Annotated in this window: 23 protein-coding genes; 18 read left to right on the plus strand and 5 right to left on the minus strand. The window is 63.0% G+C overall.

Annotated features, from left to right (window positions below; translation table 11 throughout):
• Positions 1–35 precede the first annotated feature (35 nt).
• Positions 36–1,481, minus strand: a complete 1,446-nt coding sequence (locus tag OVA00_RS04390; protein WP_034801751.1) for an aldehyde dehydrogenase family protein — start codon at positions 1,479–1,481, stop codon at positions 36–38.
• The gene (locus tag OVA00_RS04395) at positions 1,478–2,161 is read right to left on the minus strand and encodes a GntR family transcriptional regulator (RefSeq protein ID WP_034801749.1); all 684 of its coding nucleotides are present in this window, start codon (positions 2,159–2,161) and stop codon (positions 1,478–1,480) included. The genes OVA00_RS04390 and OVA00_RS04395 overlap by 4 nt, the downstream gene beginning before the upstream one ends.
• 200 nt (positions 2,162–2,361) lie before the next feature.
• Here OVA00_RS04395 and OVA00_RS04400 point away from each other — a divergent pair, with 200 nt between their 5' ends.
• Both OVA00_RS04400 and OVA00_RS04405 read left to right on the plus strand, forming a co-directional pair.
• Positions 2,362–3,114, plus strand: a complete 753-nt coding sequence (locus OVA00_RS04400; RefSeq protein ID WP_082584675.1) for a DUF599 domain-containing protein — start codon at positions 2,362–2,364, stop codon at positions 3,112–3,114.
• A gap of 78 nt (positions 3,115–3,192) precedes the next feature.
• Positions 3,193–3,573: a DUF427 domain-containing protein gene (locus OVA00_RS04405; RefSeq protein WP_268088107.1), complete on the plus strand. Its 381-nt coding sequence runs from the start codon at positions 3,193–3,195 to the stop codon at positions 3,571–3,573.
• A 65-nt stretch (positions 3,574–3,638) separates the two neighbouring features.
• Here OVA00_RS04405 and OVA00_RS04410 read toward each other — a convergent pair whose 3' ends face one another.
• Positions 3,639–4,550, minus strand: coding sequence for a LysR family transcriptional regulator (locus OVA00_RS04410; protein WP_060584594.1), 912 nt, complete (start codon positions 4,548–4,550; stop codon positions 3,639–3,641).
• Between the two features lie 91 nt (positions 4,551–4,641).
• On the opposite strand from OVA00_RS04410, the gene OVA00_RS04415 reads away from it, so the two are divergent.
• Positions 4,642–5,601, plus strand: a complete 960-nt coding sequence (locus OVA00_RS04415) for an MBL fold metallo-hydrolase (protein WP_060521851.1) — start codon at positions 4,642–4,644, stop codon at positions 5,599–5,601.
• Positions 5,602–5,751: 150 nt separating this feature from the next.
• Entirely contained in the window at positions 5,752–5,994 is a 243-nt protein-coding gene (locus OVA00_RS04420) for a hypothetical protein (protein WP_060521852.1), read from the plus strand.
• A gap of 12 nt (positions 5,995–6,006) precedes the next feature.
• On the opposite strand, the gene OVA00_RS04425 is transcribed toward OVA00_RS04420, so the two are convergent.
• The gene (locus OVA00_RS04425; RefSeq protein ID WP_060521853.1) at positions 6,007–6,732 is read right to left on the minus strand and encodes a glutathione S-transferase; all 726 of its coding nucleotides are present in this window, start codon (positions 6,730–6,732) and stop codon (positions 6,007–6,009) included.
• A 150-nt stretch (positions 6,733–6,882) separates the two neighbouring features.
• Between OVA00_RS04425 and OVA00_RS04430 the strand changes: the two genes are divergently transcribed.
• The 6 genes from OVA00_RS04430 to OVA00_RS04455 all read left to right on the plus strand — a co-directional run bounded on the left by OVA00_RS04430 (position 6,883) and on the right by OVA00_RS04455 (position 12,717).
• Entirely contained in the window at positions 6,883–7,884 is a 1,002-nt protein-coding gene (locus OVA00_RS04430) for a LacI family DNA-binding transcriptional regulator (RefSeq protein ID WP_060521854.1), read from the plus strand.
• Positions 7,885–8,030: 146 nt separating this feature from the next.
• Positions 8,031–9,065 (plus strand): sterol desaturase family protein, encoded by a 1,035-nt coding sequence (locus OVA00_RS04435; RefSeq protein ID WP_060584590.1) that lies wholly within the window; start codon positions 8,031–8,033, stop codon positions 9,063–9,065.
• A gap of 8 nt (positions 9,066–9,073) precedes the next feature.
• Positions 9,074–9,385 (plus strand): MocE family 2Fe-2S type ferredoxin, encoded by a 312-nt coding sequence (locus OVA00_RS04440; protein WP_034801776.1) that lies wholly within the window; start codon positions 9,074–9,076, stop codon positions 9,383–9,385.
• A 78-nt stretch (positions 9,386–9,463) separates the two neighbouring features.
• On the plus strand, positions 9,464–10,408 hold the full coding sequence (locus OVA00_RS04445; RefSeq protein WP_060529331.1) for a substrate-binding domain-containing protein: 945 nt from the start codon (positions 9,464–9,466) through the stop codon (positions 10,406–10,408).
• Between the two features lie 222 nt (positions 10,409–10,630).
• The gene (locus OVA00_RS04450; RefSeq protein WP_268088113.1) at positions 10,631–11,836 is read left to right on the plus strand and encodes an NAD(P)/FAD-dependent oxidoreductase; all 1,206 of its coding nucleotides are present in this window, start codon (positions 10,631–10,633) and stop codon (positions 11,834–11,836) included.
• Positions 11,836–12,717, plus strand: coding sequence for a xylose isomerase (locus tag OVA00_RS04455; protein WP_089042900.1), 882 nt, complete (start codon positions 11,836–11,838; stop codon positions 12,715–12,717). Before OVA00_RS04450 ends, OVA00_RS04455 begins: the two co-directional genes overlap by 1 nt.
• On the opposite strand, the gene OVA00_RS04460 is transcribed toward OVA00_RS04455, so the two are convergent.
• A complete protein-coding gene (locus OVA00_RS04460) occupies positions 12,710–13,651 on the minus strand; it encodes a LysR family transcriptional regulator (RefSeq protein WP_034801727.1) in 942 nt (313 codons plus the stop codon). The two genes, OVA00_RS04455 and OVA00_RS04460, sit on opposite strands and share 8 nt — an antisense overlap.
• 152 nt (positions 13,652–13,803) lie before the next feature.
• On the opposite strand from OVA00_RS04460, the gene OVA00_RS04465 reads away from it, so the two are divergent.
• From OVA00_RS04465 to OVA00_RS04500, 8 genes are all read left to right on the plus strand, one after another.
• Positions 13,804–14,985 (plus strand): muconate/chloromuconate family cycloisomerase, encoded by a 1,182-nt coding sequence (locus OVA00_RS04465; RefSeq protein WP_060584588.1) that lies wholly within the window; start codon positions 13,804–13,806, stop codon positions 14,983–14,985.
• Positions 14,986–14,995: 10 nt separating this feature from the next.
• Positions 14,996–15,286 (plus strand): muconolactone Delta-isomerase, encoded by a 291-nt coding sequence (gene catC / locus OVA00_RS04470; RefSeq protein WP_034801725.1) that lies wholly within the window; start codon positions 14,996–14,998, stop codon positions 15,284–15,286.
• Between the two features lie 75 nt (positions 15,287–15,361).
• Positions 15,362–16,300, plus strand: coding sequence for a catechol 1,2-dioxygenase (gene catA / locus OVA00_RS04475; RefSeq protein ID WP_034801723.1), 939 nt, complete (start codon positions 15,362–15,364; stop codon positions 16,298–16,300).
• Between the two features lie 100 nt (positions 16,301–16,400).
• A complete protein-coding gene (locus OVA00_RS04480; RefSeq protein WP_134886315.1) occupies positions 16,401–17,759 on the plus strand; it encodes a Rieske 2Fe-2S domain-containing protein in 1,359 nt (452 codons plus the stop codon).
• Positions 17,756–18,244, plus strand: coding sequence for a benzoate 1,2-dioxygenase small subunit (gene benB, locus OVA00_RS04485; protein ID WP_268088118.1), 489 nt, complete (start codon positions 17,756–17,758; stop codon positions 18,242–18,244). The genes OVA00_RS04480 and benB overlap by 4 nt, the downstream gene beginning before the upstream one ends.
• A gap of 34 nt (positions 18,245–18,278) precedes the next feature.
• Positions 18,279–19,307 (plus strand): benzoate 1,2-dioxygenase electron transfer component BenC, encoded by a 1,029-nt coding sequence (gene benC, locus OVA00_RS04490; protein ID WP_034801720.1) that lies wholly within the window; start codon positions 18,279–18,281, stop codon positions 19,305–19,307.
• Positions 19,304–20,092, plus strand: a complete 789-nt coding sequence (gene benD / locus OVA00_RS04495) for a benzoate diol dehydrogenase BenD (RefSeq protein ID WP_034801719.1) — start codon at positions 19,304–19,306, stop codon at positions 20,090–20,092. The genes benC and benD overlap by 4 nt, the downstream gene beginning before the upstream one ends.
• A 36-nt stretch (positions 20,093–20,128) precedes the next feature.
• A complete protein-coding gene (locus OVA00_RS04500; protein ID WP_082566574.1) occupies positions 20,129–21,463 on the plus strand; it encodes an MFS transporter in 1,335 nt (444 codons plus the stop codon).
• The last annotated feature ends 75 nt before the right edge of the window (positions 21,464–21,538 follow it).

A 21,538-nucleotide genomic window follows, 5' to 3' on the forward strand; every position in this document is an offset into this window, starting at 1 on the left:
ATGCGGGTGGAACGCCGCCTGCGGTTTTGCGCGCTCTAGCCGTGGTAGACAGAGATGGTTTTCATGCTGGCAAAGCCGTAGAGGGCCTCAAAACCCTTCTCGCGGCCATGGCCCGATTTCTTGACGCCGCCGAAGGGCAGCTCGACGCCGCCGCCGGCGCCGTAATTGTTGATGAAGACCTGGCCGGCGTGCACGGCGCGCGCCATGCGCAACTGCCGGCCGCCGTCATTGGTCCAGACGCCGCAGACGAGGCCATAGGCGGTGCCGTTGGCAAGTCGAATGGCTTCCTCCTCGCCGTCGAAGGGCATGATCACCTGAACCGGGCCGAAGATCTCTTCCTGCACCGTGCGGTGTTGGTGCGGCACGTCTCGCAGCAACGTCGGCGCGACATAGGCGCCCTCGGCCGGCGCGTCGGCGACGATCTCGCCCTGCGCCGCGACCTTCAGGCCATCCTTGGCGGCGTCGGCAAGGAAGCCCTCGACGATCGCCTTCTGCCGGTGCGAGACGACCGGGCCGACCGAGAGATCGCTGCCAGCAGGACCGACCTTCAGGGCGCGGTACCGTTCGCTCATCCGCGCGACCACTTCTTCATAGACGGCACGCTCGACCAGAATGCGAGACGAGGCCGAGCAGGTCTGACCGGCATTCTGGATGCCGGCATTGACGAGGAAGGGGACCGCGCGGTCGAGATCCGCATCGGCAAAGACGATCTGCGCCGACTTGCCGCCGAGTTCCAGCGTCACCGGCACGGCGTTCTTCGCCGCGGCTGCCTGCACCATTTCGCCGGTGCGGACCGAGCCGGTAAAGGAGATGTGGTTGACATCGGGGTGTTCTGAGAGGGCGACGCCCGCCTCCGAGCCGAAGCCGGTGACGATGTTGAGCGCACCCGACGGCAGGCCCCCTTCTTCGGCGATGCGGGCAAACTCGAGGATCGTCAAGCAGGCTTCTTCTGCGGGCTTGACCACGGCGGCATTGCCCATGGCAAGGGCCGCGCCGAGACTGCGGCCGAGGATCTGCATCGGGTAGTTCCAGGGGATGATATGGCCCGTGACGCCGTGTGGCTCATAGACGGTCAGCACGGTGAAGCCGTTCTGATAGGGAATGGTGTCGCCATGTACCTTATCGGCAGCACCGCCATAGAATTCGAGATAGCGGGCGAGCGCCACGACATCGGCCCGCGCCTGGGTCAGCGGCTTGCCGACATCGCGTGCTTCGAGCTCCGTCAGAAGGTCGATGTTGCGCAGCACACCGGCCGAAATCCGGGTCAGCACCCGGCCGCGCTCGGTCGGCGTCAGGCGTCCCCACTCACCTGAGAGTGCCGCGCGTGCCGAACGCACGGCGAGATCGATATCGTCCCGAGTGCCCCGGGCGATGCGCGCAAATTCCAGGCCGTTGGAAGGATCCCTGACGGCGATGAACTCGCCGCCCGTTGCGTCCTGCCACTTGTTCGCGATGAAATTGCCGTAGGTCTTCACAGTCATGCCTCTTTGTCAGTCCCGCGCTCTTCAAGCAGCGCCTTCAATCTCATGGCCGTCGCGTTGATGTGGGCGCGGGCCAGTTTCTCGGATTCATCAAGGTTCCGTGCGGCGATCGCCTCGACGATCAGCCCGTGTTCGGCGACCGCAGTGCTCGCCCGCTCGCTCGAAAGCGAAAAGGCTGGGGCAAAAACCTGCGAGGTCATGCGCAGAAGCGGCCCGAGCGGCGCCAGCGACGCATTGCGCGAGGCCGCAACGATCGCCTCGTGAAAGACGACGTTGGACTGTGTGTAGGCGCCTGGATCCCAGTTTTCGACGGTCTTGCGCTGGCGCTCCACCTGCTTTGCCAGATCCTTGATCTCGGCATTTGTCGCCCGCTCGGCGGCGTTGCGGGCCGCCACGCCATCCATGGCCTCACGCACCGCGTAGGCGTCCAGCAGTTTCGGCAGGTCGGCGGTTGCGACCCGGACACCGCTGCCCGGCTTGTTGACAACCAGCCCGTCGCGCTCGAGCACGCGCAGCGCCTCGCGCAGCGGCGTGCGGCTGATGCCGAACTCGGCGGCGATCTTTTCCTGGCGCAGCGTCGCGCCCGGCGCATAGACGCCGGCATAAATACGTTCGCGAAGGGCCTGGGCCACTTCGTCGAGCAAGCGTGACTGGCTTCGCCATTCAAAGGATTGGTTCATCGATCCCTCCCAAGATCGAGGCAAATTGTATCCAGGATACAGGCCGAGTCAATCCGGTGATGACACATAAGTCCCAGGGATTGTCAGCAAGTACTGGCGACGCCGTCGGCTTCGGCAGTCCCGACTTGCGCCGCCGCGTTGACGCGCCGCTCGCCGCGGCTTCTATTAGGAACTGCTATGGTGGGAGGCTGGCCGTGCAGATGCTTGATTGGATCGCGATTATCCTGTTCCTCGTGACCTGGGTGGGACTGGAGCCGATGATGGCGCTTGGTTGGCCGCGCCGGACAGACAGCCTGATGCTGGACATGGTGCGTGTCCGGCAGGCCTGGATGCGCGAGGTGCTGACGCGGGATACCAACTTCATCGGTGACGCCGCCATTCTCGGTCACACGATCAATTCGGCCTCGTTCTTCGGCTCGGCCAATCTCATCGTCATCGTCGCCATGAGCAGTGCGCTTTTCATCCAGCCGACGATTGGCCTTCAGTCGGGCATCATCGCAATGTTCGCGCCGATCGAGCCGTTGTGGCTGTTTCAATGCAAGGTGCTGCTCGTCATGGCGACCTTGCTGCGCGGGCTGTCCGAATTCATCTGGGCGGTGCGGCAGATCAACTATTGCCTCGCAGCGATCGGAGCGAGCCCTTCGCGCGAAGAAGCCCGCGACATCGCCGCATGGGCCCACGCCCTGTCGCTGATGATCAATCCGGCCCTTCGATCCTTCAGCCAGGGTGTCCGCTCCTATTACTTCACCGTTGCCGCCGCGCTCTGGTTCCTGGGGCCGATCGCCTTTATTATCGCCATCGTCGGCTCGGTCGCGCTTCTCGTCTGGAGACACAGCTGGTCGGATACGGCCAAGGGCGTGATGGAGGTGCGCAAGCTGCTCGACGAGAGCCATCCGACGGCGGCCGCGGTAGAACCCTCAACAGCCGTCCGTTCTCCGGCGGCAAACAGCTGAGGGTTTTTGGCGTGACCGGTTGGAATTGGCCGGCGAGGTAACCACCTAGTATCCGTAACGTTCTGGAGGCGGTCGCCCATGTCAGACAAACCGATCAAGATTCCCGGCCCCGATCATCCGATCACCATCGAGCAAAACCAGGCCCGTGTCGTCGTCACCCTCGGCGGGCGCGTCATTGCCGACACCCGCAATGCGCTCGCCTTGCGCGAGGCGTCCTATCCGCCGGTGCAGTACATCCCGCGTGAGGATGTCGACATGTCTTTGCTTGAGCGCACGGATCACGCGTCCCACTGCCCCTATAAGGGGGATGCGTCCTACTACAGCATCCCATCCGGCGGCGAGCGATCGCGAAACGCAGTCTGGAGCTATGAGAACCCGCATGAGGCGGTCGCCGACATCCGGGATCGGTTGGCATTCTATCCGGACCGGGTGGATTCGATCGAAGAGCTTCGGCCCTAGGCGCGAAAGCCCGGCCGTCCGCGCGTCGCCGCATGACGGTTGCTGGAAGCGGCGGCGGTGCGACGTTACTTGCTCCGAACCTGAAACGTCTCGCGCACCGCTTTCAGGAACTCCGCCACTTTCGGCAGGTCGCCCAGTTGCTGGTGGTAGAGGTAGTAGAGGTGCGTAGGCGGCCCGAACCATTCGGGAAGAACCGGCACAAGTCTTCCTGCTGCGACGCCGTCAGCGGCGAGCGCGTCGCTGAGCATGCCGATGCCGAGACCTTCGGAGATCAGGCGCTCACCGATCGCCGGATCGTCGACGACGATCGATGGCGGGCGCTCGAGCGTAAAGTGCCTGTTGCCGTCTGACAGCACCCAATGGGCAAGCTCCCGTCGCATGCGTGTCCGGTGTGCCACCAGGGCGACGTGCATGAGGTCCTCGGGCGAAGACAGCGCCAATCCTGCGCAATAGGCGGGCGCGGCATAGAGGCGCTGCTCGATCGTTCCGATCTTGCGGTAGATCATCTCGCTGTCGACGGGTTCGCCCATCCTTAAGGCCACGTCGACGCCTTCGCCGATCAGATCGACATTTTGGTGGGTGGTCTGCACGTCGACCTGGACTTCTGGGCAGAGTTCCGCATAGCGCTTCAGGATCGGTGGCAGGAAGGTACGGGCAAAGGCGACTGACGTCGCGACCCTTAGGCGCCCGCGCGCCGTACCGTCGGCCGGTTGGAAGCCGGCGATGCCGCGGTCGATGAGCTCGACGGCGCCCCCGACCGATTCCAGCAGATGCTTTCCGGCCTCGGTCAAGGAGACCCGGCGGGTGGAGCGCAGCAGCAGGGCGACGCCAAGCGCTGCCTCAAGCTCGCCCAGGCGCCGGCTGACCGTGCTCGGTGGCAGGTGCAGGCGAAGCGCAGCTGAGGAAAAGCTCTCTGAGCGGGCGACCTCGAGGAAAATCCTGAGGCTGTTGAGATCGGCAGATTGGGGGGATTTCATGCGTTTCCGGAACAATTACTTCCACGATCGCAGGATAATCGACCGACGGTTGAATTGATAGCGTCTCGGCATCCAATCGAAGGAGCCGATCATGACCACTCGCAGACAAGCTTTGGGCCTTCTTGCCGCCGCGGCCCTGTTGCCGCTCGCACCGCGGATCGCCTTTTCCGCCGCGCCATTATCGACCGTCGCCAATGCCGGTTACTATCGCTTCCGCTTCGGAAAGTTCGAAGTCACCGCCTTGTCGGACGGCACCTTGGCGTTGCCGATGACAAAGATCTATCAGAACGAACCGGAAGGCGAGCTGCAGCGCAGGCTGGACGAAAACTTCCTCGGCAAGGAGCCGCATCTGTCGATCAACGCCTATCTCGTCAACGACGGCGAACGGCTGGTGCTGATCGATGCCGGGTCGGGGAGCCTGCTCGGCATTGCCGCCGGCAAGCTCTTGAGGCATCTCACGGCCTCCGGCTATCGCGCCGACCAGGTCGACGCGGTGATCCTGACCCATGTGCACGCCGACCACTCGGGCGGCCTCACCATCGACGGCAAAGCACAATTCCCGAATGCCGAGATCCATCTCGCCGAGCGCGAATACCGCTACTGGATCGAGCGGGAGGGCGTGACGGCGCTGACCGAGGCGCAGAAGACCGACTTTCAGCGAGCGCACGATGCCCTGGCCCCCTATATCGCCGCCGGAAAAGTGAAGCGTTTCGCCGACGACGCGGACGTCTTGCCGAACCTCGGATCGACCCTGCGCGCCGGGCACACGCCCGGGCATTCCGCGATCGTGCTGAAAGCGGATGACGGCCAGCGCCTCGTATTCTGGGGGGACGTCATTCACGGCGACTACATCCAGTTCGACACGCCTGACGTCTTCGTCAGCTTCGACGTCGACGGCACCGCGGCGGCAGCGACGCGTGCCGTGGCGCTGGCGGATGCGGCCGATGGGCGATACCTCGTCGCTGGTGCGCATCTGCCGTTCCCCGGTGTTGGCCATGTGGCGCGCGACGAGACGCTCTATCGCTTCGTCCCCTGGAACTACGTCGAGTAGCGGGTGGCAGCTTAGGCCTTGTCTACGAGATGACGTTGCGGACGAATGTCACGACGCCGTCGCCGTCATTGATGTAGGCATAGGCCTGCGCCGAGCTGTAGACGGTGCACCAACCTCGCCATTCTCTCGGACTGAGTGGGTGCTTAGCCGTTGATCGCCTGGATCAAGCCGCAGTCGGGCACGACGGCGCTTCTGAAATACGACCTGCCGATGACTTCAGAGGCATTCTGCCTGCAACTGCTACAGCGAACCGGCGTGATGTTCACGCCGGGCAGCGCCATGGACATGGGAGGCTATCTCAGGATCGGCTACGCCAATAACGAAGGCATTCTACGCGGAGGCTTGAGGCGCGTCTCCGCGTTCCTGCGGGAGCACCAGGCGGCGGCCGCCTGAGGGGAGTTTCCGTCAGGGCGCGATATCCAGTTCCGGGTAATTGCGGAAGATGCCGTCTTCATTGAAGGCCAGCCGTCGCGATGAGGCGAGATAGGCGGCGATGTTCGGCCGGGCTTTCACCGAGGCGTGCAGTTTCATGAGATTGGGGTAGTCCTCCTCATAGTGCCGCATCGCTTTGGCAAAGGCATAGCGTAGCCCCTCGATCACCTGGAACAGCGAAAGGTCGACATAGGTGACGGCGTTCCCGACTGCATGGCCGCTGCCATCAGGGTTTTGCGCGAGAATCCGCTCGAAATAACCGAGAAACTTCGGGATGCGGTTGGTGACGAATTCGAATGCGCGGTCCTTCGCCTCCGCCTTCTGCTCCTCATAATATTTCGAAGTCGCGATCGGATGGTGCGTGTCATGCACTTCGGCGATTAAGTCGGTGACGGTGAGCTGCAGGCCATTGGCGAACCACTGCAGCGCCTCACCGTCAGGCGCAAGGCTGAGCTTGGGGCCGAGGTAGAAGAGGATGTTGGCGACATGCGAGATGATCTGGTTGCCATCTTTCAGAAAGGGCGGCGCAAATGGCACGTGCGCCTCGGTGGCGCTCTCCATCAGCTTCAGCATCTCCCCGGTGCCGCGGCCCGGCGCGCGCGTCACATCGACATAAGCGGCGCCGGCGTCCTCGAGTGCCAGTCGGACAAATTCACCGCGCCCCTGGATGCCGTCCCAGTAGTACAATTCATAGGTCATGATGCCTCGATCCCATTCTCGATACCCGGTTGATATAGGCGCCGCGGCAGCGGCGGCGAGGGGAGGCCCTGACTTCGGACGCCTGCTCTGTCGAACAGGGGCGATCACATGCTAAGGCGCTATGAACACGTGTGGTGGGGAGTAGTCCAGGTGAGCAAGCCGAACTATCGCGACATTGCTGAACTGGCAGGCGTCGGTACCGCGACAGTCGAGCGGGTCTTGAACGGCCGCGGTGGTGTTCGCCCGGACCTCGTCGAAAAAGTCGTCGTTGCGGCGCGCGCGCTGAATTATCCGCGAACCCTTCCCGAGACCCATCGCGGGCTTTTGCGCATCGATGTGCTGATGGTGCGGCCGGAGACGACCTTCTATCGCCGCCTGTCGCAGGCCTTTCAGCGGATCGCCGAGACGCTGGATCCGCTCGTCGTCGTGCATCGCAGCTTTACCGAGGAAATGAAGCCGGAGGAGATCGCCAGGCGCATCCTTTCAGCCGAGGTTAGCCGCGCCGGATTGATCCTGGCCGTGCCCAATCATCCGCTGATCAGCGCCGCTGTCGAAGCCGTGATCGTGCGCGGCGTGCCGGTGGTCCATGTCGTGACAAGGGCCTCGCACGACTTGGGCGAATTCGTCGGCATCGACAATCACGCGGCCGGACGAACGGCGGCACTCTTCATCGCGCGCATGGCGCGCAAGGCGGGGCCCGTCGTCGCGCTCTGCCACCCGATCTATCAGGTCCATCGCGACCGCCTCAGTGGCTTCTCGGACTATTTTGAGGGGCATCCGGGCGACCGCCGGTTCGAGTGGCTGGGTTTTACCCGCGACGAGGAGCACTATGGCGCCGAAGCGTTGCGATGGGCGCTCGACATGTATCCGGATATGGCCGGGCTCTATAATGCCGGCGGCGCGAATGCGGCCCTGATCGACGTGCTTCGCCGACATAAGCGTGGCACCGAAATCTTCTTCGTCGGCCATGAGCTGACCGACTACACCCGCAAGGCGCTTAGCGACGGCATCATGGACGTCGTGCTCGACCAGGCGCCGGAGGCACAGGCCCGTCGCTCGCTTGACCTGATGCTGCGGCGGATCGGGCTTTCCGAGATGGAGCCGGACACCGCCCCCATTCGCTTCATTACCATCACAGCCGAAAGCCTTTGATCTGATTTGATCAAACAAGCTTTCGCCGTTCCGACCGCCTCCTGCTAGATTTTTATCAAGAAGGAGGCGCTCCGACAGACCCGGAAAGCAACCTCCTTCGAAGGATTTAGGGCGGAGCGCATGCGGTCCGCCGGGAGGAGAGCGCCATGGACGATCTGAAATATGGAACCCGCAACAAGCGCGGCGACTGGGCGCCGAACGAGCCGATCGAAACGGCGCCGCTGTTTGCCTTCCCGCCAAAACTGCTGGCGCTCGTCAAGTGGCTGCCGCATTACTTCTTTCCTTGGAATGCGATCTTCGCGGCGTCGGCCGTCGTCTATTGGGCCTGGGTGATCCCGCCGGTCGAGGCGATGCAGAGCTTGAGCGTCGGCTGGATCGCCTGGCTCTATGCGGTCAACGCGGTTTGCGTCTTCTTCTTCTACGGCGCTTTCGAGCTGCATCTCTATGTGCTGAAACGGCAGGAAAACCGGTTCAAGTACAACGGCAAGTTTCCGGCCGAGCAGAAGAGCAAAGCCTTCTGGTTCGAAAGCCAGAATCTCGACAACATCCTGCGCACGTTCCTCTCAGGCGTGACCATCTGGACCGCCGTCGAAGTCGCCATGCTCTGGGCCTACGCCAATGGCTATGCGCCGTGGCTGAGCTTCGCGGACAATCCCTGGACGCTCGCGCTCGTCGCATTGGTGGTGCCTGTTATCCACGAGTTCCATTTCTTCTGCATCCACCGGCTCATCCACACGCCGCTGCTCTACAAGTGGGTGCATTCGGTCCACCACAATTCGGTGAACCCGTCGCCCTGGTCGTCGCTGTCGATGCATCCGGTCGAGCACCTGCTCTACTTCGCCACCGCCTTCTATCACCTGATCCTGCCGTCCAACCCGATCCTGATGCTTTACCAGCTGCACTACGCGGGCTTCGGTGCCATTCCCGGCCATGTCGGCTTCGACAAGGTCGAGGTCGGTGAAGAGACGCTCGTCGATAGCCACGCCTATGCGCATTACCTGCACCACAAGTATTTCGAGGTGAATTACGGCGACGCCCTGATCCCGCTCGATCGCTGGTTCGGCACCTGGCACGACGGCTCCAAGGAGGGCGAGGCGCGGATGCAGGAGCGCTACCGCAAACGCAAGGAAAAACTCGCAGCCCGCAAGGCACGCAACACCATCGGGGAGGCAGCAGAATGAGCAACGTGATCACCTGGGTACCAGCCTGCAAGCTGGACGATATCGAACAGGAAGGGGCGATCCGCTTCGACCATGGCGGCCGAACCTACGCCGTCTACCGCGGTCCCGACGATAGCGTCTATTGCACCGCCGGGCTCTGCACCCACGAGGCCGTTCACCTCGCTGATGGCCTCGTCATGGACTACGAGGTGGAATGTCCCAAGCATTCCGGCGCCTTCGATTATCGCACCGGTGAAGCCATCAGGCTTCCGGCCTGCGAGAATCTCAAGACCTATCCCGCCGAAATCGTCGACGGCGAGGTTCGTGTGGCGCTCGGCTAAGGCCACCACGCAAGCATTGATCAGACCCATCGGGCCTCCGGAATGCGATCGGGTGATCCGGCACCCTCGGAGGAAATCATGAAATCCATGTACCTGGCGGCTGCGCTTGCCGCCTTGATGGGAAGTGCTGCCTCGGCGGAGACGATCGGCGTCTCGATGCAGAGCTTCGACAACAACTTCCAGACGCTGCTGCGTGAGGGCATCAATGCCCGCGCTGCCGAAGTCAACGGCGCCACCGTTCAGATCGAAGACGCACAGACCGACATCTCCAAGCAGCTCAACCAGGTGAACAATTTCATCGCGGGCGGCGTCGACGCGATCATCATGACGCTGACGGATACCTCGGCCGCCCCCGGCATCAGCGAAGCCGCTGAGAAGGCCGGTATTCCGCTCGTCTATCTCAATCTAGAGCCGGATAACCTCGGCAAGCTGCCGGAAAAGCAGGCCTATGTCGGCTCGAAAGAAACGGACTCCGGCAGATTGGGTGCGGAAGCTGCCTGTTCGCTGCTGAAGGAAAAGGGCAAGGCCAGTGATGCGCAGGTCTATATCCTGATGGGAGACCTTGCTCACCAGGCCTCGCGCGACCGCACCTCGGCGTTCAAGGAAACGCTCGCTGCCGGCGACTGCAAGGGTGCGACGATTGCCGACGAGCAGTCGGCCGCCTGGACGCGCACCAATGCGATGGATCTCACCACCAACTGGATCACCGCCGGACAGCCGATCGACGTGGTCTTTGCCAACAATGACGAAATGGCGATCGGCGCCATCCAGGCGCTGAAGGCCGCCGGTGTATCGATGGACGACGTGATCGTCGTTGGCATCGACGCGACCCAGGACGGGCTTGCCGCCATGGCCGCCGGCGACCTCGACGCAACCGTATTCCAGAACGCCAAGGGGCAATCGGCTAGCGCCGTCGACACGGCCGTCTCGCTGGTGCGCGGTGAAAGCGTCAAAAAGAACGTCTGGGTTCCCTTCGAGCTCGTTACGCCGAAAAACATGGCCGATTACGCGGCGCGCAACTGATCCTCCTCCTGCATGTTTCCTTAATCGTCGCCGATTGAAGCACAGAAACATGCAGGAATTCAGAGTTTTACAGCGACCTTTGCGCGTCTGAACGGATGCGCGGCGCTGTGGGCCGGCGCACTTCTCCTGCCTGCGCCGGCCACCTTTTTGAACGGGCTGACAAATCTTGCGTGCGGTTTTGCGACCGCCCCGCACGTCAACGCATGATCTACGGAGCAAGCCATGGATCGCATCGTCATAATCGGCGCCGGGGAATCCGGCACGCGCGCGGCCTTTGCCCTGCGTGAAACTGGCTTTGCCGGCAGCGTCACGCTCATCGGCACGGAACCGCATCTGCCCTATGAGCGGCCACCGTTGTCGAAGCCGCTCAATGGCGCCGTACAGATGAAGCCGATCTGCGGCGCTGAGGCGCTGGAGGGCGCCGGTATCGACTACCGGCAAGGTGTTTCTGCATCCCGACTGGATGCCGGTGACCGCTCCGTCACCTTGAGCGATGGCCGGACGCTCACCTATGACAAGCTGTTGCTCGCCACCGGCGCCCGTCCGAGGCGCCTCGCTTGCATAGGGGCCGAGCGCGCACTGGATTTCCGCACCTACGCCAATGCGGCGGCGATCTTCGCCCGTGCCGAAGCCGGCAGACACGTTGCGATCATCGGCGGTGGACTGATCGGCATGGAGCTTGCGGCGGTGCTGCGCGGCAAGGGCATCATGGTTAGCGTTATCGAAATGGCGCCGAAGCCGCTCGGTCGCGCGGTGCCGCCGCGTTTTGCCGCGAAGCTTCATGCCCGGCATCAGGATGAGGGCGTCACCTTCCATCTGGGGCAGGGGATCGCCGAAATCACCGGTGATGCGGTTGTTCTTTCCGACGGCACTCCGGTGCCGGCCGATATCGCCGTCGCCGCCATCGGTGTCCAGCCGGATACAGCACTCGCGGAGGCGGCGGGGCTTGCCGTCGGCAACGGTATCCTGACGGATGGCTATCTGCGCACCAGCGATCCGAACATCTATGCATCAGGCGATTGCGCCGCCGTGGCCCAGCCGGGTGGCGGGTATGTGCGCTTCGAAAGCTGGCGCAATGCACGCACCCAGGCCGAGGTCGCGGCCCTCAACATGGCCGGCGGCAAGGAGGCTTTTTCTGCCATCCCCTGGTTCTGGACCGATCAATACGATCTCGGCCTGCAGGTGGCGGGCCTGCCCCATCCGGACCATCAAAGCGTGACACGCCAGCTCGATGGTGGCGAACTCGAATTCTACCTCGATGGCGGGCGTCTCGTCGCCGCCGCTGGCCTCGGTTTCGGCAATGGTCTCGCCAAGGATATCAAGCTCTCGGAAATGCTGATTGCTGCCGGCGTCAGTCCCGATCCGGGAGCGCTCGCCGACGCCAGCGTGAACCTCAAGGCGCTGCTCAAAAGTGCCAGGGCCGCCTGATGCAGAAGCTGCTTGTCTTTCAATCGCTCTGGGCGATGGAGCGCCGGCATGCGGACGGCTTTGAGCGCAGTCTCGAAGAGAACATCGCAATGATCGTCGAGGCCGGGTTCGACGGCATCAGCGCGCATTATACCAATCGGCGCGATGTCGAGCACCTCAATGCCGTGATCCGCGGAACGGGCTTGAAGATCGAGGGCGTCTGTTTTCCTCGAAGCGTCGAGGATTTGCGCCTGACGCTGGAACTGGCCTCGGAGTTTCCGGTGAGCCACATCGATCTGCAGGCCGATGTTCGCCCGCGCCGGGTCGAGGATTGCCTGCCGCTGCTTGACGGCTGGGCCAGGCTTGCTGAGGAAATGGATGTTCCCGTCTATATCGAAACCCACCGTCACCGGATCACCAACGACCTCCTCTTCACGCTCGACCTGCTCGACCGGCGGCCCGATCTGCCGCTCTTGGCCGACCTCTCGCACTATCTCGTTGGCCGGGAATTCGCCTTTCCGGTGGAAGACGAAAGCCACGCCCAGATCCAACGCATTCTGCGCAACGCCGGCGCCTTCCACGGCCGTATCGGCTCCTGCCAGCAGATCCAGATCGAGCTTTCCTTTCCCCACCATCTGCCCTGGGTCGCTCTCTTCCGCGAGTGGTGGGACTACGGCTTCCGGCACTGGCGCTCCCACGCTGCCAACGATGCCGAGCTGGTCATGACCTGCGAACTCGGCCCAAGGCCCTATGCCATCACCGACAGGGACGGTAACGATACGACTGATCGCTGGGCCGAGGCGCTTTTGCTTCGCGAGATGGCCTGCGAGATCTGGGCGGAAAGTGCCAATTCCCCGACGGGTGAAGCACGGGATCTGAGGACGCCTGAACTCGTCATTTAACGAAGGACGGCCGGAACGGCAGATTGTGCTCGAGGCCGAGCCAGGGCGGGTTTTCCGCATACATTTCCACGATCAGCGCCTTGATCAGCTCGATGTAACGGGAATTGTCGCCGACCCGATGGTTGAGGATGACGGGTGAGGTCGCCCGCTCGCCCTCGATCATGCGATAGTGCAGATCGGAGCGGACCTGACGCGCAGAGGACGGGACGATACAAAGTCCGGCATCCGAGGCGACGAGGCCAAGCGCACTCTGGATCTCACGCACCTCATGCACCTCGGCCGGGCGCACATCCTGCGCGTGGAGCAGGCTCAACACGTGATCGGCATAGCTCGGGCGCGGTTCCTTCGGGTAGACGATCAGTTTTTGCCCGGCAACCGCACTCAACGGAAGCGGAGATGTGTCATCGGCAAACGGCGTGCCCTGCGGTATCGCCAAGGCGAGGCGCTCTTCCCGCATGAGGATGCCGGCGACATTGGGATCGTTGTGATGCAGCCGCCCGAAGCCGACATCGATCCGGCCTTCCTTCAGCGCCGCGATCTGCTGCACCGACACCATCTCCAACAGCCGGATATCGAGTTCCGGCGCGTTCTGCCTGAGCTTGCGCACCAGCGTCGGCAGCCCGCCATAGAGCGTGGACGCGACGAAGCCGATCGACAGCACGCGGTTCTGGTTGAGACCGACGCGGCGGGTCGCCTCTACCATCTGTTCCACCCGGCCGAGCACTTGCAGCGATTGTTCGTAAAACAATCGCCCCGCTTCCGTCAGCCGCACCGGCCGGCTCTTGCGGATGATCAGCGGCACGCCCAGTTCTTCCTCAAGAAGCTGGATCTGCCGGCTCAAGGGCGGCTGGGCGATGTGCAGCTGCTCGGCAGCGCGGGTGAAGTTGCGCTCGCGGGCGACGGCGACGAAGTAGCGAAGCTGGCGCAGATCCAATGTTACAGCCCCCATTTTCCTACCGTTGCGGTATGTTGCAGTGCGGCAAGCGCATGAATGCGCGTAATCTTTGCCATACTATACCGTCAAGGTATCATAGGTAACCTATTTGGTGTTGGACGTCACCCGCTGCGTGGGCGCACATTCAGGTCATGAACACGACCCTTGCACCCATCGCCCCGACAGCAGCCCTCTTCCCCGTGATCGAACGGGTCGAGACCATGCTGGTCGACCTGCCGACCATCCGGCCGCACAAGCTGTCGGTCGCGACCATGACCGGCCAGACGCTGATGCTGGTGAAGGTCCATTGCAGCGACGGAACGGTCGGCATTGGCGAGGGTACGACGATCGGCGGGCTTGCCTATGGCGGCGAGAGCCCGGAAAGCATGAAGCTTGCGATCGATACCTATTTTGCGCCTGTCATGGTCGGTGAGGACGCGACCCACGTGAAGGCGCTGATGGCGCGCATCGGCAAGGCGATCAAGGAAAACCGTTTCGCCAAGAGCGCGGTGGAAACGGCGCTGCTCGACGCCCATGGAAAGCGCTTGGGTCTGCCGATCAGCGAACTGCTCGGCGGGGCACTGCGCAAGCGCCTGGCGGTCGCCTGGACGCTGGCGTCGGGTGACACGGCCAAGGATATCGCCGAGGCCGAGAAGATGCTCGAGCTACGCCGTCATCGGATCTTCAAGCTGAAGATCGGTGCCAGGCCGCTGAAGGACGATATCGCCCATGTGGCGGCGATCAAGAAGGCGCTCGGCGAGCGCGGCGCGGTGCGCGTCGACGTCAACATGGCCTGGAGCGAATTTGAGGCCGCCTACGGCATGGCAGCGCTCGCCGATGCCGGATGTGAACTGGTCGAGCAGCCGGTGGCTTCGACCGCAGCGCTCGGTCGCCTCGTCCGCCGTTTCCCGCTGGCGCTGATGGCCGACGAGTCCCTCACCGGACCCGAGAGCGCCTTCGAGATCGCCAAGACCAAGGGGGCCGACGTCTTCGCGGTCAAGATCGAACAGAGCGGAGGTCTGTTCAATGCGCAGCGCGTGGCGGTCATCGCCGATGCCGCGGGCATTGAACTCTATGGCGGCACGATGCTGGAAGGTGGTGTCGGCACAGTGGCGTCAGCCCACGTGTTTTCCACCTTCGCCAAGCTGCAATGGGGCACGGAGCTCTTCGGTCCGCTGCTTTTGACCGAGGAAATTCTGGCGACGCCGCTCGACTACAGCGACTTCGAGCTGACGGTGCCGGATGCTCCAGGGCTCGGGATCGAACTCGATGAAGATCGGCTGAAATTCTTCGCGCGCGACGGGCTGCGCAAGACGATCAGCGTTGCGAAGTAAGGACTGAGCCATGCTGTTTCACGTCAGAATGGATGTTCGCATTCCCCACGATCTGCCTGCCGAGCAGGCGGCGGAGATCCTCGCCCGGGAAAAGGCCTATTCGCAACAGCTGCAGCAGAGCGGCAAGTGGCGGCATATCTGGCGGATCGCCGGGCAGTACGCGAACTACAGCGTCTTCGACGTGAAGGACAATGCCGAGCTGCACGAGATCCTCTCGGGGCTGCCGCTGTTCAAGTTCATGCAGATCGAGGTCACGCCGCTGCTTCGGCACCCATCCTCGATCCGCGAGGACGATAGCTGAGAATTTGTGCGTGCCGCGGCCGGGAGGTTTGGCAAGCGGCTTGAGCTTCAAGACAATCCAAGTGGAGGAATTGATATGAACGTGAAGATTTTCGACAAGCCGGAGACTCAAGCTTTCCTGAAGGTTCTCAGCGGCCTCGACAAGGACGGCGGCAACCCGCGTGTCAAAGAGATCGTGCACCGGCTGATGTCTGACCTGTTCAAGGCGATCGACGATCTCGACATCACCCCGGACGAATACTGGACCGGTATTGCCTGGCTGAACGAGATCGGCGCTGCCGGCCAGGCCGGCCTGATCTCGCCCGGCCTCGGCCTCGATCACTTCCTCGATGAACGTCTCGACGCGATCGACGAAGCGCTCGGCATCGAGAATCAGACGCCGCGCACCATCGAAGGGCCGCTCTATGTCGCCGGCGCACCGGCCTCGGAAGGCTTCGCCCGTCTCGACGATGGCCGCGACACCAATGGCCAGACGCTGATCATGCACGGCACCGTCTATGATGCCGACGGCCAGCCGCTGAAGGGCGCGACGGTCGAAGTCTGGCACTGTGACACCCGCGGTTTCTATTCGCACTTCGACCCGACCGGCCTGCAGGCGCCGTTCAACATGCGCCGCACGATCGTCACCGACGCCAAGGGCTGTTACAAGTTTCAAAGCATCGTGCCGCACGGCTACGGCGTGCCTCCGGGAAGCCCGACAGAGCAGCTGCTTTCCGCCCTTGGCCGTCACGGCCAGCGCCCGGCCCACATCCATTTCTTCATCAGCGCCGATGGGCACCGCAAGCTGACGACCCAGATCAACATCGCCGGCGACCCGCTGGTCAACGACGACTTCGCCTATGCGACGAGGGATGGCTTGGTGCCTGACGTCACCGAGCGGACCGACGAGGCGAGCATCAAGGCGAACAACCTCTCCGGCCCCTTCGCCGAGATCGAATTCGACATCCATCTCACCTCACTGGTGAACGGCGTCGACAACCAGATCAACGAGCAGCGTAAGCGCGCCGCCGCCTGATCACCTCTGCGGCGGCCGACTGAGCCGCCGCCCCCTGACATCAGACATTGTTGCAATCGCTAGAGCCGAGCACGGATCAGCCGTTTGCGGGAGAAGAACCATGTCCGCCGTTATCGACAAAGCCCAAGCCCTCGACGACCTGCTCGCCACCGCGGTCGAGGACGATCATGAGGCCGGCACGTTCCGCTGCCGCCGCGACATCTTCACCAACGAAAACCTCTTCGAGCTGGAGATGAAGCACATCTTCGAGAGCAACTGGGTCTATCTCGCCCACGAGAGCCAGATCCCCGAGAACAACGACTATTACACCACCTATATCGGCCGGCAGCCGGTTGTCGTCACCCGTGACAAGACGGGCGAACTGCACGCCGTCATCAATGCCTGTGCCCATCGCGGCGCCATGCTCTGCCGGCGCAAGCACGGCAACAAGGGCAGCTTCACCTGTCCCTTCCACGGCTGGACCTTCTCCAACACCGGCAAGCTCCTGAAGGTGAAGGACGAGAAGACGACGCAGTATCCGCCGCAGTTTGCCAAAGACGGTTCGCACGACCTGAAGCGCGTTGCCCGTTTCGAGAGCTATCGCGGCTTCCTGTTCGGCAGCCTCAATCCTGATGTCACCTCGCTCGAGGACTATCTCGGCGAAACGAAAGTCATCATCGACCAGATCGTCGACCAGGCGCCTGACGGTCTCGAGGTACTGCGCGGCAATTCCTCCTATATCTACGACGGAAACTGGAAGCTGCAGATGGAGAACGGCTGCGACGGCTATCACGTCAGCTCCGTTCACTGGAACTATGCCGCCACTATGGGCCGGCGCAACGAGGAGGGCACAAAGGCGGTCGATGCCTCGAGCTGGAGCCGCTCGATTGCCGGCGTCTACGGTTTCGACAACGGCCACATCCTGCTCTGGACCAACACCATGAACCCGGAGGTCCGGCCGATCTACAGCCACCGCGAGGAGATCAAGGCGCGCGTCGGCGAGGTGCAGGCGGATTTCATCGTCAACCAGACCCGCAATCTCTGCCTCTATCCGAACGTCTTCCTGATGGACCAGTTCAGCACGCAGATCCGCGTCACCCGTCCGATCAGCGTCGACAAGACCGAGATCAGCATCTTCTGCTTCGCGCCGAAGGGTGAAAATGCGGCCGATCGCACGCTGCGCATCCGCCAATACGAAGATTTCTTCAATGTCTCCGGCATGGGCACGGCCGACGATCTCGAGGAGTTCCGCGCCTGCCAGCAGGGTTACGCCGGCATCACCGCGCTCTGGAACGATCTCTCTCGCGGTGCGCCGCTCTGGATCGACGGTCCGGATGAGAACGCCAGGCGCATGGGCATCGCACCGCTGCTCTCGGGCGAGCGCAGCGAAGACGAAGGCCTCTTTGTCCGCCAGCACGAATATTGGGCGAAGGTGATGCGCACAGCACTTGCCTCCGAAAAGCAGGGAGCGGTCGCATGACGATCTCCTATGACACCGCCTGCGCCTTCCTCTATCGCGAAGCGCGCCTGCTCGACGACCGGCAATGGGACGAATGGCTGACCTGCTATGCGCCGGACGTCGGCTACTGGATGCCGGCCTGGGACGACGACGATCAGTTGACCGAAGATCCGCAGTCGCAGATCTCGCTGATCTATTACCCGAGCCGCGATGGCCTGGAAGATCGCGTCTTTCGCATCAAGACCGAACGCTCTGGAGCGTCCACGCCGGAGCCGCGCACAAGCCACAACGTCACCAATGTCGAGCTTGTGGCCGATCGCGGCGAGGAGGCGGACTTCCGCTACAACTTCCACACGCTCAACCACCGCTACAAGGTCACCGACCACTTCTTCGGGACCATGTTCGTCACGCTCCGCAAGAGCGGCAGTGAACTGCTGATCTCACGGAAGAAGATCGTGTTGAAGAACGACTACATCCGCCAGGTCATCGACGTCTACCACATCTGACGGCCGTCGCCTGACAGGAATGGGAGGAACAACCATGGCCAGCTACAGGATCGCTTTGAATTTCGAGGACGGCGTCACCCGCTTCGTCGAATGCAGGGACGATGAGAAGGTGCTCGACGCCGCCTTCCGCAACAAGATCAACCTGCCGATGGACTGTTCGGACGGGGTTTGCGGCACCTGCAAGTGCCGCGCCGAAAGCGGCGCCTACGACCTCGGCGACGACTTCATCGACGATGCGCTGACAGCGGACGAGGCGGCAAGCGGACTGGTGCTGACCTGCCAGATGAAGCCGTCGAGCGACTGCGTCATCGCGGTGCCGACGACAGCAGCGGCCTGTAAGACCGGACAGCAGAAGTTTACGGCGAGTGTGGCAAGCGTCGTCCCGCACAACGATGCGGCGATCGTGCTCGAACTGGATATCGAGGGCGCTGCAGCGCCGGCCTTTCTGCCGGGGCAGTACGTCAACATCGACGTGCCCGGCAGCGGCCAGAGCCGTTCCTATTCCTTCTCCTCGGCATCGGGCGAGACGCGCGTCGGCTTCCTGATCAAGAAGATCCCGGGCGGGCTGATGAGCACGTGGCTGGAACACGCCGAAGTCGGCACGAAACTGGAATTGACCGGGCCGCTCGGCAGTTTCTATCTGCGCGAGGTTCAGCGCCCCCTGCTCTTCCTCGCCGGTGGCACCGGTCTTGCGCCGTTCCTGTCGATGCTTGAGGTTCTGGCCCGCACCAACCCGGAGCAGAAAGTGCATCTGATCTACGGCGTCACCCGCGACCTCGATCTGGTGCTTGTCGACGAGATCGAAGCCTATACCAAGCGGCTTGCCAACTTCACCTTTGACACGGTGGTGGCGGATGTCGCCTCCAGCCATCCGCGCAAGGGCTGGGTGACCCAGCACATGCCCGAGGACGTGCTGAACGGCGGCGATGTCGACGTTTATCTCTGCGGCCCGCCGCCTATGGTGGACGCAGTGCGCAAGCATCTCGACGACACCGGCGTAAGGCCCAACAGTTTCCACTATGAGAAGTTCACGCCCAATGCGGTGGCGAAGGAGGCAGCATGACTTCCGCTCGTTTCGAAGGACGGTTTGCCGGCAAGGCAATCGTCGTCACCGGTGCCGCGCAAGGGATCGGCCGCGCCGTGGCGCTGCGTGCCGTGGCTGAAGGCGGCAAGGTTCTCTTTGTCGACCGTGCCGATTTCGTGTCCGAGGTGGCGGCGGAGGCCGGCAGTGAATGGGCGGCTGCCTTCGTAGCCGATCTTGAAACGCACGAGGGGGCAGCCGCAGCAATGCACTTTGCCGCGGAAAAATTCGGCGGCATCGACATCCTGATCAACAATGTCGGCGGCGCCATCCGCATGCGTCCCTTTGCCGAATTCGAACCGGTGCAGATCGATGCAGAGATCCGCCGCTCGCTGATGCCGACTCTCTACTGTTGCCATGCGGTGCTGCCGCATCTCTTTGCCCGCGGTGGCGGCACCATCGTCAACGTGTCGTCCAATGCCACGCGCGGCATTCACCGCGTGCCCTATTCGGCGGCCAAGGGCGGCGTCAATGCCATCACCCAGTCGCTGGCGATGGAGCTTGCCGACCGCAACATCCGCGTCGTTGCCACAGCGCCGGGCGGAACCGAGGCGCCGCCGCGCCGCATCCCGCGCAATGCCGAAGGCGACAATGAGGCCGAGAAGGCCTGGATGGGCGACGTCGTCGCCCAGGTGAAGCAGTCGAGCTTCATGAAACGCTACGGCAGCATCGAAGAGCAAGCGGCGCCGATCCTGTTCCTGGCCTCCGACGAGGCCTCCTACATCACCGGCAGTGTTCTGCCGGTCGCCGGCGGCGATCTCGGCTGACGGACCTTTTTCAACGCGCTAACACCTGGGGAGGAGATGATGCGCACGATCGATGTGAATGAAGCAATTGACGGGAGCCCGCTTGGGAGCTTCCAGTGGATGGTGGTAGTGCTCTCGGCGCTGCTGTTGATCGTCGACGGTTACGACGTCTTCGTCGCCGGCACGGTGCTGCCGACGCTGATTGCCGAATGGGGCCTGAGCAAGCCGCAGGCCGGCGCGCTGCAGGCCTGGGCGCTGTTCGGCATGATGTTCGGGGCGCTGATCTTCGGCCCGCTCGCCGACCGGATCGGCCGCAAGAAGGGAATCGCCATCAGCTTCCTGCTGTTTACGCTCTCAACCCTTTTGACCGGCTTTGCCAATTCGCCGGAGCAATTCAAGATCTTCCGGTTCTTCGCCGGTCTCGGCTGCGGCGGCTTGATGCCGAATGCGGTGGCGCTGATGAACGAATATGCGCCGAAGCGTCTGCGCGGCACGCTGGTGGCGCTGATGTTCTCCGGCTATTCCGTCGGCGGCATGGTCGCTGCCGGCCTCGGTATCGGCCTCATCCCGTCCTATGGCTGGAAGCCGATGTTCTTCATCGCCGCCGTGCCGCTGCTCCTCTTGCCAGTGATCCTCTGGAAGCTGCCGGAATCGCTCGGCTTCCTTATCCGCCAGGGCAAGCAGGAAGAGGCCAAACGCATCTATGCCAAGATCGATCCGAACGCGCGTCTCGGTACCACCGACAGGCTGGTCTTCTCCGAGAGGAAGGGGGCCTCGGCATCGGTGCTGGAACTCTTCCGCCATCAGCGGACCCTGCGCACCGTGATGCTCTGGGTCGCATTCTTCTGCTGCCTACTGCTCGTCTATCTCTTGTCGTCCTGGCTGCCGAAGGTGCTGCAGGAAGCTGGCTATGCCGAGAAGGCGAGCCTGCTCAGCCTGTTCTCGCTGAATTTCGGCGGCATGGTCGGCGCCATTGCCGGCGGTTGGCTCGGTGACCGCTTCGGCCTGCCCAAGGTGGTGGTCGGTTTCTTCGTTGCCGCCGCCTTCTCGATCGCGCTGATCGGCTTCAATCCGCCGACGGGTGTCCTGTTTCTGATGGTCTTTGTTGCCGGCGCCACCACGATCGGCACGCAGATCCTGCTCTATGCCAGCGTGGCGCAGCTCTACAACCTGTCGGTTCGCTCCACCGGTTTGGGCTGGGCCTCCGGTGTCGGTCGCATCGGCGCGATCGTCGGCCCGACGCTCGGCGGCGTGCTCCTGGCGCAGGAGCTTCCGCTGCAGCAGAACTTCGCGATCTTCGCCGTACCGGCGGCGATCTCGGCTGTCGCCATGCTGGTCTTCGCGGTCAGCAACGCCCGCCGCGTGGAGATCGCGCGACTGGCGGCGGCATAGATCGAGGCGAGGCGGCCGGGCCGCGAAGGGATCGGTTGCCACCCTTGAGCGCGCGCTGTCGATATCTACCTATTG

Origin of the sequence: Ensifer sp. SL37 (genome assembly GCF_026672675.1) — a bacterium.
GTDB lineage: Bacteria > Pseudomonadota > Alphaproteobacteria > Rhizobiales > Rhizobiaceae > Ensifer > Ensifer adhaerens.

Excerpts from the sequence above, each read along its gene's own strand:
- OVA00_RS04390 (WP_034801751.1), bottom strand. The coding sequence starts at position 1,481 with ATGACTGTGAAGACCTACGGCAATTTCATCGCGAACAAGTGGCAGGAC.
- OVA00_RS04395 (WP_034801749.1), bottom strand. The coding sequence starts at position 2,161 with ATGAACCAATCCTTTGAATGGCGAAGCCAGTCACGCTTGCTCGACGAA.
- OVA00_RS04400 (WP_082584675.1), top strand. The coding sequence starts at position 2,362 with ATGCTTGATTGGATCGCGATTATCCTGTTCCTCGTGACCTGGGTGGGA.
- OVA00_RS04405 (WP_268088107.1), top strand. The coding sequence starts at position 3,193 with ATGTCAGACAAACCGATCAAGATTCCCGGCCCCGATCATCCGATCACC.
- OVA00_RS04410 (WP_060584594.1), bottom strand. The coding sequence starts at position 4,550 with ATGAAATCCCCCCAATCTGCCGATCTCAACAGCCTCAGGATTTTCCTC.
- OVA00_RS04415 (WP_060521851.1), top strand. The coding sequence starts at position 4,642 with ATGACCACTCGCAGACAAGCTTTGGGCCTTCTTGCCGCCGCGGCCCTG.
- OVA00_RS04425 (WP_060521853.1), bottom strand. The coding sequence starts at position 6,732 with ATGACCTATGAATTGTACTACTGGGACGGCATCCAGGGGCGCGGTGAA.
- OVA00_RS04435 (WP_060584590.1), top strand. The coding sequence starts at position 8,031 with ATGGACGATCTGAAATATGGAACCCGCAACAAGCGCGGCGACTGGGCG.
- OVA00_RS04445 (WP_060529331.1), top strand. The coding sequence starts at position 9,464 with ATGAAATCCATGTACCTGGCGGCTGCGCTTGCCGCCTTGATGGGAAGT.
- OVA00_RS04450 (WP_268088113.1), top strand. The coding sequence starts at position 10,631 with ATGGATCGCATCGTCATAATCGGCGCCGGGGAATCCGGCACGCGCGCG.
- OVA00_RS04455 (WP_089042900.1), top strand. The coding sequence starts at position 11,836 with ATGCAGAAGCTGCTTGTCTTTCAATCGCTCTGGGCGATGGAGCGCCGG.
- OVA00_RS04465 (WP_060584588.1), top strand. The coding sequence starts at position 13,804 with ATGAACACGACCCTTGCACCCATCGCCCCGACAGCAGCCCTCTTCCCC.
- catC (WP_034801725.1), top strand. The coding sequence starts at position 14,996 with ATGCTGTTTCACGTCAGAATGGATGTTCGCATTCCCCACGATCTGCCT.
- catA (WP_034801723.1), top strand. The coding sequence starts at position 15,362 with ATGAACGTGAAGATTTTCGACAAGCCGGAGACTCAAGCTTTCCTGAAG.
- OVA00_RS04480 (WP_134886315.1), top strand. The coding sequence starts at position 16,401 with ATGTCCGCCGTTATCGACAAAGCCCAAGCCCTCGACGACCTGCTCGCC.
- benB (WP_268088118.1), top strand. The coding sequence starts at position 17,756 with ATGACGATCTCCTATGACACCGCCTGCGCCTTCCTCTATCGCGAAGCG.
- benC (WP_034801720.1), top strand. The coding sequence starts at position 18,279 with ATGGCCAGCTACAGGATCGCTTTGAATTTCGAGGACGGCGTCACCCGC.
- benD (WP_034801719.1), top strand. The coding sequence starts at position 19,304 with ATGACTTCCGCTCGTTTCGAAGGACGGTTTGCCGGCAAGGCAATCGTC.
- OVA00_RS04500 (WP_082566574.1), top strand. The coding sequence starts at position 20,129 with ATGATGCGCACGATCGATGTGAATGAAGCAATTGACGGGAGCCCGCTT.